Genomic DNA, 13,190 nt, shown 5'->3' with positions numbered 1-13,190 from the left:
CGATTACATCGAGATGTTCTACAACGTAAAACGCCGCCATGGTTTCAACAAGCACCTGTCACCGGTAGAGTTTGAAAAGCGTTACGCAATGAGCTTGCAAGGTGTCTAGAGAATCCGGGGCGATTCATATCCCGCCAATTGAGTTAGGGATGATGTGTTCACCAGAATCGTTTTGAGGCGTCAGAGTCTCACTGCACAGGTAGCAATCCATACTTCCTACTCCTAACGGCTCACCGGACTTTCCAAGCCTTCGGAGCCTTCTTCAAAAGCACGCACAAACGGTCTAGCTTACGAAACGGCCAGAAGCAAACCTTCGGACGTGTCGACTAAAATAGAGCCTGCAACTCGCTGGGTATTCCGGCTCAATAATCACGTCACGCGAATTGAGTTTCGGCCTCCGGCGGCCATGCTCGCCCCGTCGCTATATCCGGATGCCGCGGCTCGTCATTAATCCGACCATTTTCGTCTCGGTACTCTTCAATTGCCAGCAAGCACTGTTTGGCCAGCCATGAGCGTGCATCGTTGGCAGGTAACATTGCGAATAGTCGCGCACGCATCCCTGTCAGTGGCAATCCAAACTCCTCAAAAGCGCCCCGCCACTGCTCCGAGGGTCGCCGGGAAATAGCTAGGTTTCTTAGCGCCCAACCCAGGTTTTGAAAAGAATGAGTAGCTTCGACATTACCGTCAAAAAGCGCCATGAAGTTGTCCTCACCAGGTAAGTCATCCATTGCCATTTCGAGAACTCGGCGAGTATTTCCAGGGGGTAGTGCAAGGTAGCGCTTGATCAGACTCCTATGAAAATCAGGGAGCAAATTGGCGAGCCTGGTTAACTCAGACGACAAGTGAAAACCATCCCCTGCTGGGATTCTGCCCTCGCCAAGATGCTCAAGCACAGCAACAGCCGCCTCTTGAGTGTTCAAACTCAACATTGCGCTTGTCCATTGGGAATCACGCAAAAACTCGGGGATGTCAGCGGCCAGACGTTCTAGCATGACAAACGCAGTATCAGCGGGGCTTTGGGGAATGGTCTCCAACAGACGCCGCAACGCGTTCGGGCTGCGGTGCTGATCCGACAACATGAAAATGGCATCGTGTACCCGTTCTGGACTGTCGGAAAAAGGGAATAGATCAATCCAGCCCATCAACTCACCGCGATTCTCGTCAAGTCGCCATCTTTGCTCCTGGGCTTCGGAGAGTAGCGCCTGCACACCTTCCATCAGTATCGCAGAGGGAATAACTTCGCCTGCGCGAGCAGCATTTACCAGTAAGCGATGCTTGCACGGTGTCGGTTGAGGAAGCGACAGAAGCAAATCTATTTCTTGGCACTTTACTCCGTGCGGTAAAGCAAGACATGTCCCAGCAAGGGCGAGAGCATGCTTCTGTTCAGCATCGGGCTTTGAAGCGACTCCGAAACCCATCACCACAGCAAAAATCGACTCAGCAAAATGCGACGTTGCAGGGCGTTGCGTAGCACGTTCTGCTCTCCGAATCAGATGATTCGAATAGTCGGTCGACCGATTGAAATTCGGCTTATGTGAAGGGGAATTACCGGCCTGCCAGATCTCCAGCAACGCCCCGGCTGCCTCCTTGCCCCAACGTAAATCACCCAATCCACGAATGAGAACCGCGACGGCAGGTGCGTCATGCATAGCCGCTAAGGCCCGGGTGTACATCAACGTATACCCCATTGGGACCACCCCTCCACGTCCCGCTGCCTGAAGCCAACTAGAGCGTGCAGACTCATACTCAACCAAGTCACGTTCGAGGAGGTTGAACAAAGGCTCAGCCAGCGTTGCATCCGCAACTCTTTCAGCGGCGCGAGCTAATTCAGAAGCAACGTTACGAGCTAACACTGGAGCAGCTTGCAGTGTGTCCATCCAAGTTTCGACGACACGAGACAAATTTGAGCGATGTGCTTCATCAAACGGAGGCTTCGTATCACCTCCATCCCGGCCATGGCGGGCGAGCACATCAGCTAACAAACCGATACGACGATAGCCAGCCTCTTCGGATATGGAAATAAGCACCTGTGCAAAAACGTTTTGCCGTGTACCAGATAGCGCACCTACCAATCGATAATGGGCTTTCGACAATTGCTCATCGTATCGCCCCAGTGCTTCCAGTTGACTATCTATTACAAATAACTGGTCGAAGAGCGCAGCGATGGTGACCGGGCCAATGACAGCCGCAGCAGCATTTAAACGTCGATCCGGGGTGAGGGGGTCAATAGCGGCCTCAGCTACTGGTCCTGAGTCGATCAGTGGAGTCTGATTGAGATAGTCCTCGACGTGATAAGGAAGTGATAGATCAGCGGCGATTCTGGCAACAAGCCCAGCAGCAACGGCGAGAGGATACTTTGAGAATGAAGTCATCACTGCATGCTCGATCCCCCTACCATTAGGTTCGAACTCGGCCGTGCCAATCAGCTGCGTAATATGGCATTCCGCATCTTCAGGACTCTCCTGCAACATCCATTCAAGCAGTCGCCCTGGCCCAGCATCCGCAATGCGTACAGTTTCTCGCTCATTCAAAAGGCGAGCGTTGAGTTGCTCGTCAGCAAGGTGGTCTGGGAAACCCTCCTCCGCTATTGCTCTCCAAACAGCATCCGAAGCCGTCTCCAAAATTAGTTTCACATGTCGGTCAGCGCGGCGGAATGCAAGAGCCGTTACCACAGCAACAACGACCTCGGGATCAGGTTCGGAAGCAGCCAGTTCAGCCGCTAACTCCAAACCATCGAATCCACTATTGCTTGCGATCTCAGGGAAGGCTATTAGTCGCTGGGCCGCAGGTAACGTACGCAAACGGATCGCGCTATCGACGCCGAGGACACCGGGGTGAAAACGATCACATACTCTAAATAGTGCGAACTGAATTTGATCGTTTGTATTTGACACAAACGGCCAAATTGTCTGCGCGAAATCGGGCTTACCCGCGGCGACCATGAATCGCACCGCTCTATCGATTTCACCGGGACTGTGCCAGCGCTCGATAAAAATAAGCACTCGATCGCGCACTTTCTGCCATACCAAATCATCGGCCCGTTCGAGCATGACGGCAGCCAAAATCGGGTCAATACCCAGTGCATCATTAATCGCAACTGCGACTGTCTGCGCTCCCTCCTCGCCTTCACGTGAAACTCTGTCGCATGCGAAGAGGATCGAATCCTCCCAGCTAGACCAATTGAACATCTGTTCGCGCAGCCTGCTAAGCGCATCGGCATCACCTGCTGACGCCTCACGCATCACACGCTCGACTTCCAAAGACGCGTACCAGTCTTGGAACAACTGATGTTGGAAACTTACTGCTCCGTCGGTGCCAGCCGAGCGAACCAATAAGTGCGCGGCAACTAACCCGTCAACAATTGCACGGGGTTGCGGCGCTGAGCCAATTTGCCCTGACGCGATAAGACACTTCGTGACTTCTGAAATGATGCGATTAGCGCTGCTGCTGGAGACTATAGTATTCGCGCCACGGGATGCTTCGACTGCGAGCCCAATCAAAAAAGCGTTATGTTCACCAAGAGTATCTCGCTGCAAACGCTCGACTTTCTCAGGTGCGCTCTCATTCTGCTGCACAAACATGCGCAACACCGCTTCCTTTGTCACCGGGAACGCCGCACCTATCGGCAACGTCAGCAAAGCATTTAGATAAAGAGGATTGCTCACTAGCTCGCGCACACCACGCGTTCGCCATGCCCTATCCACAAAACCAACTCCTTCATCCCCCCTAACCGCTTGGGCGATCTCTAGCTGTTGCTCATCGGAAAGGGGATCGATCACGATAATCGGCCGAACATCCGGTAGAGCCTGACGTCTTGAGCTGATGACAATGCCGAGTTGCGGGTAGTCACGCTGTAACGCCTTCAGGTCACGAGTTGCTCGCAACCGAGCATCAGCTGGCAGTTCATTCCAGCCATCTAAAAGCAGAGCAAGATTCCCATGGTAGGCCAGTTGCATCAGATGTTCTCGCCTAATGCCATAGAAAGCGTTACGACGCAGGACGAAATCGTAAAAGTCTTCCTGTCGGTCAGACCACTCACCGAGGGGGACAAGCAAAGGAATCAAACCTTCCTGATTGCCCATGCATTCTGCTAGCTGTAAAAGCGTGGTCGATTTCCCCGCGCCGCCTACCGAGACAACGCCAACCGGCTCAGCAAGCGATACAAGTCGTGCAAAGCTTTCAAATGTCACTTGAGGTGTGGAACTACCTTCAAGTCTCAGTGTTAGCGCGATGGTTCGCGCAAGTTGACCAGGTGCAGCTCGAAATCCTTGAATGTCTCTCAATGTCGCCGTACGAAGTCTTCCTCCAACCGCACCGATCGCTTCAACAGTTGGAAGATTGAGCCCGCGGAGAAAATCCTGGTCTGCATCATCGAGTAAATCATTAGGTCTAATAGAACCTAACGGTTCGCCACCCGCGATCGCGTCGAGGGCCCGTTGTATCGCCTTATTTTTCCATTCGTGCAGCAGTGCGACCGTAAAGCGCGAATCGTCGGAATCGATGAGTTTTGAACAACTCTGGCACATCCAGATGCCGTTCAAGGGGCTGCTGCGCTCGGCCGAACTCATGTTGGGATCGTAACGTTTCCCTCCTGGCGCCGCCGCTGCTATGTGCGCGCCGACACCGATATTGACCGTCCCCTCCTCAGCTAATGCTGGGCCGGAAGTCGAGCGCATGCAGGATGGATTCGAGCAGTGGTAGCCCACACGAGCGGCAAGACCGCGAATCGTTTTGGCCCGAAAATCGTCACGTATAGACATTCAAAACCCAGAATTAATAATTCACACCTCTATTAAATGAGGTATAGCTAATGATCATGAGATCGTAGAGCCTGAGTGTGTTCCGAGTTGCTTTCAGTTTCAACGAGCAAACTGAAAAGCGAAAACTGGCCAATTGGGAGTCGCTCCCAATGGGCAACAATCGGCCAACAGCGGTCGTTAGCGATTAGCTGCCTGCGACCCACTTCGATCCTTCATTGCAACACCTGAGTCAGTCAGAATGGGTCGGTTGCTGCCTGTTACCACCAGCGGCTTTCAATCAACCAGCGACAGTTAAGTTGCGCTCGTCGCCCAGGGAAGCCACCCTCCGTCGGCCCGCTCTGCTATTACGCCAAATCGCCTTCAATAATGATCATTTCGCGCTTGTAAGCGCTTAACGCAAACAGTCTCGCTTCGGCATAGGCAGGATCTATATTGCAGGCTTGGGCCTGTTCGTAGCTGGGAAACTCGACGGCAAGTACCCGCTTGCTGGTCAAGGCCTCCACCAGCACTCCAGGTTGCAGAAGCCTGACCTTTGCTCCATACCTTTCGCTGATAGGCGCCCACAGTCGGCTGTATTCCTGCTGTGCATTCGCATCGATGACATCCGAGCCGAAAATGATCCAATAGCCTTTCACTTGATTGCCCCATATGCAGATTTGCGTTCTTTTGTTTGTTGCGCTTGTCAGGCCTTTTCATCCTGAGGATGCTGCTGTGCAAAGCATGAAGCCGACTCCACCTGAGTCTGACCAGCGCGAGGGTTCCACTGGACGCCGGAGCGGGCGATGACACCCGGCTTGAGCTGCTGATGCTCGTCGTAGTCTCGACGAGGGTGGAAGAACAACGGTTGCAGATCGTCCAGCCGAGACAGCCGTTCGGCATATTCCTGCAGGTACTGTTCACGTTGCTGTTGGCTGACTCGGGCAGGCATCCATGCAGCATAAGGCGGCAGCACGGTGAAGCCGGTGTAGGCCAGGATGCCGTTATGGATGGGCCAGAGGATGTGGTGGAGGTCGCCATCAATACCGTTGGGCTGGTACAGGGAACTGGCGGTACCCGTAGTCAGACTGAGCATGGCGCGTTTGCCGGTGAGGTGTCCGGTTTCATATTTGCGCCCGGATGAGTAGGCAAAGCCACGGCTGAAGACCCGGTCGACCCAGCCTTTGAGCATGGCGGGCATGGAAAACCACCACATCGGAAACTGCAAAATCACCAGGTCAGCCCATTCGACTTTGGCTTGTTCGCGCTCGACCGCTCTGCAAATCGATGCCGTGGCCTGGGCATGTTCTTGTTCCGTTGATGGATCAAAATAGTCGGCGTCGGCGCGATCAGCAAAATCATCTGGTTGAAGCGCTGCGCTCCAACCCATGGCGTAAAGGTCGCTGACCTGTACGTCATGCCCCTGCTCTGTGAGTGTGCGCACGGCGGTCTGCGTCATGGCTCCATTGAATGACCGCGGCTCGGGATGAGCGTGGATGATCAGAATATTCATGTCTTGGCACCTGCATAGTTGGTACGACTGATGAGGTGATTGTCCTGACGTGGCCAAAGCGGTACAAATCATCTGTTTTAACGCTATGAAAGAGAAAAACTACACCATGCGATCCGATACTCCGCTCAAGGCCATCGCTTGCTTCGATGCCGTCATGCAGACAGGTAGCGCGGTGCTGGCGGCTCAACAACTGTTTGTCACGCCGGGAGCGGTGGGCCAGCAGATTCGCAAGTTGGAAGAGTGGCTAGGCGTCCCATTGTTCGTACGTACCGTGCGCAAATTGCAGCCGACCGAAGAAGCGTCGCACTACTGGGAACAGATCAAGCCGGCGCTACAACAGATCGACGAAGCTAACGCCGCTGTACAGGGGCGCAGCGCATCTCAGGTGCGACTCAGCTTGCCACCCGCGTTCGCCAACACTTGGTTCGCGAGGCGCATGCCCTCCCTGACCGGTAGCCATCCTGGCTTGAAGCTTCACCTGAGTGCCTCGACCGAGACGGTGGATTTTCACTCCCGAACCTACGATCTGGCGGTGCGGTATTTCGACGGCCAAGACGACAATCTGGATGTCCAGTTGCTGCTGCGTGACGAGGTCAGAGTCTATTGCAGCCCTGCCTACCGCGAGCGCCTGCAACTGACCAGGCTGGATGACATGGTGCGTGCGACTCTGCTCTTCACCACCTCTCACTCAAATTGGTCGCGATGGCTGGGGCAAGTCGGTCTGTCCTTCGACGGCATGACCAGCGACCTGCGTTTCGATCAGTCGGAAATGGCCATCGACGCTGCCCGGCGCGGGCAGGGTCTGGTACTGACCAGCCCTTGGCTGGTGGAAGATGATGTAGAGCGCGGAAGCTTGGTGCAGCTGTTTCCGTACACGCTGTGGACCGGGAAAGGTTACTACCTGGTCAGCAGTAATGATCGGCCTCTGGGTGCGGTAGCAAGGCAGTTGCGTGATTGGCTGATCAAAGCTGCACAGAGTAGCGACGGTGATGGCCTGCAGTGACCGAATGGCAGTTACTGGCCATCTTTCACCCTGAGTGCGTCTCTTGATGTGGGTGACGCTGCAATCAGTCGTTCTTGAATCCCGGCAGCCCCTGGGCCTTGCGCCATTGCTTCACTGTCCTGGTGACACCCTCGGCGGAGTTATCGGCGCCGGGTTCAGGGTGGAAAATCAGGTCGTAGCCATCTGGATGGCCTGCGAGCCTACTGAACGTCTCAAGCAACTCACCTAGCTCGTGCCCCGTCCCGCCCTTGTTGACGAGCCGTATGTTGTTGACGAAGGAAATGAATTCGGCTTCGGTAAAGTCAGAAGTTTCTTCCACGTTGTGCCTGTTTTCTCGGGTGAAGGTCAATGGGATTTCGTGGGGGGGTTACCCTGGAGCTTGCTGCGTCGTACACCGCCCCAGCCTGTGCAATGCGTTCGCCAGGGTGCCTGAACAGCCCCGGCTTTGTAGAGCGCTTCTGCGCCGATTTGCACCGATCACCCAGGCAATTGCGGCCAGCCCCTCAGCCGAGGCGGTCGATGGCGCGTGCAAGATTTGCGCGAGCTTGCTGTTCGAATGCATCGAAGTATGGGGCAGTCGCATAGATGCGCTCGCGTGCCAGGAAACCCTCCAGGACCTGGCGCCGCTTTCGTCGGTAGACAAACAGCGGCACATATCGGTACTCGCGGCGGACTTGCCGGTCGTATTCCTCGAACCGCTCAGCCGATGCCCCAAGGATCGCCAGATCCGTATCCACCAACACTGCCTCGTCTGCCGACGCTGGAGCGCCGTCGTGCCGCGTCACCATGATCAGGCCGTGCAGTCTGCTTCGCACCTCATCGCCCAGGCCGTTATCCCGGGCCACGTCGTCCAGCCATTGCGCACTGCGCCGTTCGTTGTCGCTGCGAAGGGGGTCGTATAGGGCGTCATGGAACCAGAGTGCGAGGTCGACTTCAGCGGGGGCATGACAGGCCGCGTTGATCAGTCGACGCACCCGCAGGCATTCATCCAAATGCTGGCAGTTGTGGTACGCACGGTGCGGCTCGCAGTAGTGTCGAACGAGCTCTGCGTATGTTTCTTGCGGCGGGCATTCGACTCCAAGCTCCGCCCAGACGCGAGCCCAGGCGGTGCAACCCACACCCTCAGGAACCTTGGGCACGCTGGTGGAGAATGGGTTGCTGCCCCCTTGCGCTGATTCCGTCATCGCTCCTGCTCCCCATCGATGTAACGCTCCACCCAGGCGCTCAAGGTCGGTGCGGCGAAGGCCTCCGGCAGCAGCGGCCGCGCCGTGGTGGACAGCGTGAACGCCCCCTGGATAAAACAGGTAATGCCAGCCACGAGCGAGTCGAGCCGCCGGACGCGGCGTCCACGTTCGGCGAATCGCTGCCGGAGCAGGCCTTTGAGGAGTTTCATCTGCGCCGCTAGCACAGCCTGATAGATCTCGCGCACGTCAGGGTCGTGCGCCGACTGTTCGCCGATCATCACCCACGCGGCAACCGCATCGGGTTGCGCGTCCGAGCCGTAGGCAAGGTGTGCGGCAATGTAGGCCTGCAGCCTTTGCTCGGCCGTTTGGGCCGTAGCAGCCCGGGACTCGTAGCGCTGCTGGGCGTAGCCGGCCAGCGAGTTGACCAGGGCCACCAGGATCTCGCGCTTGTCCTTGAAGTGGTAATGCACAAGGCCGGGAGCGAGCTCCGCGTGCCGGGCGATGGCTGCGATGGTGGCGCCGGCGTAGCCGGTCCTGGCCATGACGGCCTGGAGTGCCGCCACGATCTGGCCGCGCCTTTCATCGGTGTTCGAACGGCGTGCCATGTGATCCTCCAATATTGGTCATGCGACCAGCCTAGCATTGACATCGGCTTCGCTACACCCTAGCTTGCCAAATGTTGGTCAATAGACCAACTTTGGAGATCACCATGAAATCCTTCGCTGAAATACTGGCGGCGAGAGCCAACGCTCCCTCGGTCACGGTCGAGCGGCCTCTGGGTGACGCTGTGCGGTGCATCCTCGTACACGGGTTTCTCTCGGCAAGCGAGTGCGAAGCCTTGGTGGAAGCTGCGGAAAAGCTCGGGTTCGCCAACGCTGGGTCCGACTACCCGCCCTCCTACCGTGACAACGACCGGATCGTGGCCGACGACCCAGCCCTGGCCGGGCGACTTTTCGAACGTTTGACCCACTGCGCCTCACGGGCACCGGGACTCGGTGCGATGCTGGACGAGGACCGCTGGCGCATGGTCGGTGTCAATGAGCGGTTGCGCTTTTGCCGCTACCGGCCCGGCACCCAGTTCCGCGCTCACCAGGATGGTGTGCACCATCGCCAGCACACACAGTCACGCCTGACCTTCATGATTTATCTTAACGACGATGCCTTCAGCGGCGGCGAGACGCTGTTCTTCGAGGGAAGGTCCGCGGCCATGTCGGGCCGCAATGCCCGCCTCTGCCTGCGGCCGCGCAAGGGCAGCCTGATCGTGTTCGACCACGCGCTGTGGCACGCGGGCGCCCTAGTGGACTCTGGCCAAAAATACGTCCTGCGCAGTGACCTGATGTACGAGCCGCAGCATCCCCCGCAGGCCGACGGCCCCTTCCAGCCTGGCCACAAAGGATACATCTGGGCGCTGGCCAGCCTTGGAGAGATGGGCTTTGCAAGCGCTGGGCGCGACGCAACCATCCGGCTTTGGGATCGCGAGGGCGAGTGCCTGGGCCAGCTCGACGGACATACACAGTCGATCCTCGGCCTGGTAGAGACGGCGCCTGGCGAGCTGGTGTCGCACTCGCGAGACCGCACGATCCGGCGCTGGTCCCTGGCGACCGGGACGTCAACGCTGGTCGGCACCTCGGACTCGGCCGCACTGTCCTGTGCACGGCTGGACTGTGGCCGTCTCGTCACCGGGACCGCCGACGGCCGCGTGACACTCTGGAACCTGACCTCGGGCGCAGCGGACAGGCGCCAGGCTCACGACAGTTGGATCTGGGCCATCGCGCCTTCGGGCGACGGCGGTTTCGCCACCGCATCGGAGGACGCAACGATCAAGCTGTGGCAACCCGAAGAGCGGGACTTCCTGCACATGATCGATCTGGGCCGCCCCCTGAGGACACTGGCCAGCTGGATCGACGCCGATGGCAGCGTCACCTTGGCTGTGGGTGATCTTGACGGAACGGTGCACCTGCTAGCCACCGGCCCGAGGCTGGCGCTCATGGATAGCTTTGCCGCTCATGACGGGTCTGTCCGGCGCGTGCGATTCGAGGCGCGGCACGTGCTGCTGACATGCGGCGAGGATGGACTCGTTAGCCGGTGGAATCTGTCATCACGCCAGGGGGCGATCATCGGGTCGCACGACAACTTTGCAACCGATGTGCTCCCCACCGGGTCCGGTCGCTGGATCAGTTGTGGATATGACGGCCGGATCATGGTGCATGGCGACCCGGCTCCGCGTTGAGGTGGGCAGCGGCATCCCGGCCACCTGCGTATCGGCCGGGTCCGCTTTCAGCCAGAAACGGTCAATGCATGAACTTGGCGCTCGCGAACCGGCAAACCGAAACGCCTGCGGTGTCCGCGCTCTCGAAAAAAGAATCAGTTGTCCAAGCACTTCAACAACAGGGTCAATACCCAATCTTCTTGCGAGGCCAATGCCGCGCTGATCTCCTCGCATCTCCCATTCAGAGATAGCAGGTCGCCAGCCAGTACTTCTCCGCTGGACATGCACATATCCAAAGCAATACTAAAAACCCCGTTACCTACCGGCTTGCTCTCAAAAACAAGCTCAACCTCTTTAGGGAAAATGGTCACGTAGACGAAGAGCATTTCATTGGCGTATGTGTAATGGCCATGGTTTCTTCTGAGTAAACCACTCTGGCTTTTCGAAGCCTTCTCATAAACCTTATCTAGAAACCTTTGAAGGATGAACAAAAGCTCTGGCTTTTCAGTGCTCATTGGGCTCCCTTGCGAGCATGGACTTCAACACGCCATTCTAACCAACAACGACGGTGCCCCAGCGGCACGATACGCAGTGACAGCCATCTGCGGGTCATTGCCATCGGTGATGAGTAGTCGTTCTTAGCTATCTACCTACAAGCCCAGCCGAGTATCCAACTGCGCCAGCAACCTTTTGCGCTCGGTAAAAAACTCGGCAGAACGCAAATGCCCATGCTGCTCAAAGGTACATATATGCAGGTTCTCGATATCTCGCAGCGAAGCTTTCACGTGCTCCAGGTTCTTGGTGAAGATCGCGGCGCCGACGCCCATCGCGGTCGATCCCTGGGAGGCAAAGGACTCCAGCAAATCACGGTGGCGTGCCAGGAAACCAGCCTCTTCATCGCTCATGGGCTCCAGTGCCGCGTTGACCTTTTCCGCCGCCTCCATCAGCCACGCTTCCTCGCGGGAGCACTGGAAGTTGGCCGGATCACTGAGCACAATCAGTTGCCCCGGCTTGGCGTAGTCGGTCAGTTGCGGGTCGAGGCGACGAAACTTCTCCAGCACGGCACCATCGGGCGTGGCGAAGAGTATGGACTCCAGTGCCGAACGGGGCATGGGTTGCTCGACGATATGAAATCCCGGCTCGACGCCCTCCTGCAGAACAGCCTTGGGCTGTCGTCAGCGGGCTGACCAGGGTATTGGCAGCCTGGGCTTTTTCCGCAAGGGCGGGATCGGCCAGCAACGCGGCCAGGCGCGACTCGTCCATCGAGCCATCGGGGCGAATGGCGCCAAGCGTGGCGAAGTTGATGATGACAGCGCCCTCAGAGGGCGCGAAGAGCGAGCCGCCAAAGGTATCGCCCGAGCCGCTAACAAGGGTGCCGCCGTGGCTGGTGAGACTGCCCACATGGGCCAGGGGCCGACCATTGACCAGAACAGACGGAAATCCGCTGGTAATCACCGCGCCGCAGCCACAGGCATCACCGACCCGAGCAGCGCCATTCCGTTGATGATGACATCGTCGGAGGCAGTAAGAATGGCGGTGGTGCTGTGCCCCGGCAGCGGGCAGACATGGCTGTCGCCCAAACGTGAAGAAGAGATCATTTGGCATCTCCTGCGCTTCGAGTGAAAGGGCCTCCCGTCCGGGAGACAGGAGACGCTAACGCAGGAGTTCGGGCGGGGCCTTAAGGTGATTATCAAAAAACGGTGAGCGGAGTTGAGGCCGACGGCAGAGGCCGGACAGCGGGCGCAAAGTCGATCTCTGGAAAGCGCCCCGTTCAAGCAAAAAGGCGACGCAATACGTCGCCTTTTTCGTTTTTCAACAACTCAACCGGGGTTACGCAGGATCACCCTGCCCCAAGGTTCCACCTTGCCTTTCTGCGCCTTTGGCCAACAGGTCGCTGGTATGATCTGCGTCCGGAGCCGCCTGCTGGAGGCGGTGTGTTTGAGCACAGGAAGTCCCATGAAAAGAATGCTGTTCGGTGTGTGCCTGCTATCACTGGCCGGTTGTGTCAGCTCGCCCGATACTACCTTCACCCAGGCCACCCCAGGTTGCAAAGCGTCCACCTCTGAGGTCAATGGGAAACCAGTCGCTACGCAGTTCTGCATCAAAACCATCGCTTTCAAACCATCACAATACCGAGTCACTGTTAACGACCAGGTGCTGTTCACCGGTACTGACTACCAACGCGTCGCCTTTACCAAAACCATTAAGGAAGGTCCGGCCAAGGGCTCGTGTAACGAGCTGATCGAGTTGCAGGGCTCCGGCTCGAAGACAGTGCCATTGAGCGAGTTGCCCACCGAATTGGTGGCAGGCTGCCGGATCAAGGCAGACGCGGCCGGTAACTCCCAAGCCTTCAGCAAAGACGACGCCTGCGACAAGGTGTTCTACAAGTCGCTGGCGCCGTTGCTGGGCAAGGTGATGCCGGTTGAAGTGGCCCGCCAATGCACCGTGATGGTGAGTGAGCAGACCGTGTTTGACCAACGCTTCAACTTTTAGAAAAAGGCACTGGGGCAGAGGGATAGATTTACTTTCTCTGCTCTAGCCGATA

General features: G+C 57.4%; 12 protein-coding genes and 1 pseudogene. 4 read left to right on the top strand and 9 right to left on the bottom strand.

The window, feature by feature from the left end; translation table 11 throughout:
- Window positions 1-109, top strand: a 109-nt coding sequence (locus GV818_RS28605; protein WP_161778143.1) for an IS3 family transposase, incomplete at its 5' end; no start/stop codon positions are given.
- A gap of 265 nt (window positions 110-374) precedes the next feature.
- On the opposite strand, the gene GV818_RS28595 is transcribed toward GV818_RS28605, so the two are convergent.
- The 3 genes from GV818_RS28595 to GV818_RS28585 all read right to left on the bottom strand — a co-directional run bounded on the left by GV818_RS28595 (window position 375) and on the right by GV818_RS28585 (window position 6,249).
- Entirely contained in the window at window positions 375-4,568 is a 4,194-nt protein-coding gene (locus GV818_RS28595) for an NACHT domain-containing protein (RefSeq protein ID WP_161778142.1), read from the bottom strand.
- 536 nt (window positions 4,569-5,104) lie between these two features.
- On the bottom strand, window positions 5,105-5,395 hold the full coding sequence (locus GV818_RS28590) for a DUF1330 domain-containing protein (RefSeq protein ID WP_161778141.1): 291 nt from the start codon (window positions 5,393-5,395) through the stop codon (window positions 5,105-5,107).
- A gap of 47 nt (window positions 5,396-5,442) precedes the next feature.
- Window positions 5,443-6,249 carry an NAD(P)H-dependent oxidoreductase gene (locus tag GV818_RS28585; protein ID WP_161778140.1) on the bottom strand — a complete coding sequence of 269 codons (807 nt, stop codon included), beginning with the start codon at window positions 6,247-6,249 and terminating at the stop codon, window positions 5,443-5,445.
- 49 nt (window positions 6,250-6,298) lie between these two features.
- Here GV818_RS28585 and GV818_RS28580 point away from each other — a divergent pair, with 49 nt between their 5' ends.
- Window positions 6,299-7,252, top strand: a complete 954-nt coding sequence (locus GV818_RS28580; RefSeq protein ID WP_161778139.1) for a LysR substrate-binding domain-containing protein — start codon at window positions 6,299-6,301, stop codon at window positions 7,250-7,252.
- A gap of 64 nt (window positions 7,253-7,316) precedes the next feature.
- On the opposite strand, the gene GV818_RS28575 is transcribed toward GV818_RS28580, so the two are convergent.
- From GV818_RS28575 to GV818_RS28565, 3 genes are all read right to left on the bottom strand, one after another.
- Window positions 7,317-7,601 (bottom strand): bacteriocin immunity protein, encoded by a 285-nt coding sequence (locus GV818_RS28575; protein WP_178125161.1) that lies wholly within the window; start codon window positions 7,599-7,601, stop codon window positions 7,317-7,319.
- A 154-nt stretch (window positions 7,602-7,755) separates the two neighbouring features.
- The gene (locus GV818_RS28570) at window positions 7,756-8,226 is read right to left on the bottom strand and encodes an HD domain-containing protein (RefSeq protein ID WP_256679545.1); all 471 of its coding nucleotides are present in this window, start codon (window positions 8,224-8,226) and stop codon (window positions 7,756-7,758) included.
- A 206-nt stretch (window positions 8,227-8,432) separates the two neighbouring features.
- Window positions 8,433-9,041: a TetR/AcrR family transcriptional regulator gene (locus GV818_RS28565; protein ID WP_161778137.1), complete on the bottom strand. Its 609-nt coding sequence runs from the start codon at window positions 9,039-9,041 to the stop codon at window positions 8,433-8,435.
- 104 nt (window positions 9,042-9,145) lie between these two features.
- Here GV818_RS28565 and GV818_RS28560 point away from each other — a divergent pair, with 104 nt between their 5' ends.
- Window positions 9,146-10,666, top strand: a complete 1,521-nt coding sequence (locus GV818_RS28560; RefSeq protein ID WP_161778136.1) for a 2OG-Fe(II) oxygenase — start codon at window positions 9,146-9,148, stop codon at window positions 10,664-10,666.
- Window positions 10,667-10,800: 134 nt separating this feature from the next.
- Here GV818_RS28560 and GV818_RS28555 read toward each other — a convergent pair whose 3' ends face one another.
- From GV818_RS28555 to GV818_RS28545, 3 genes and pseudogenes are all read right to left on the bottom strand, one after another.
- Window positions 10,801-11,160, bottom strand: coding sequence for a hypothetical protein (locus GV818_RS28555; protein WP_161778135.1), 360 nt, complete (start codon window positions 11,158-11,160; stop codon window positions 10,801-10,803).
- A 135-nt stretch (window positions 11,161-11,295) separates the two neighbouring features.
- Window positions 11,296-11,757: a hypothetical protein gene (locus GV818_RS28550; RefSeq protein ID WP_256679546.1), complete on the bottom strand. Its 462-nt coding sequence runs from the start codon at window positions 11,755-11,757 to the stop codon at window positions 11,296-11,298.
- Between the two features lie 67 nt (window positions 11,758-11,824).
- A pseudogene (locus GV818_RS28545) lies at window positions 11,825-12,243 on the bottom strand (PAAR domain-containing protein); the annotation flags it as partial.
- Window positions 12,244-12,601: 358 nt separating this feature from the next.
- On the opposite strand from GV818_RS28545, the gene GV818_RS28540 reads away from it, so the two are divergent.
- Window positions 12,602-13,138: a hypothetical protein gene (locus tag GV818_RS28540; protein WP_161778133.1), complete on the top strand. Its 537-nt coding sequence runs from the start codon at window positions 12,602-12,604 to the stop codon at window positions 13,136-13,138.
- The last annotated feature ends 52 nt before the right edge of the window (window positions 13,139-13,190 follow it).

It is taken from the genome of Pseudomonas sp. Fl4BN1 (assembly GCF_009908285.1).
In the GTDB taxonomy this organism is placed as follows: Bacteria; Pseudomonadota; Gammaproteobacteria; order Pseudomonadales; family Pseudomonadaceae; genus Aquipseudomonas.
The sequence above is the reverse complement of the archived record's forward strand: the minus strand, read 5'-3'. Positions and strand labels throughout refer to the sequence as shown.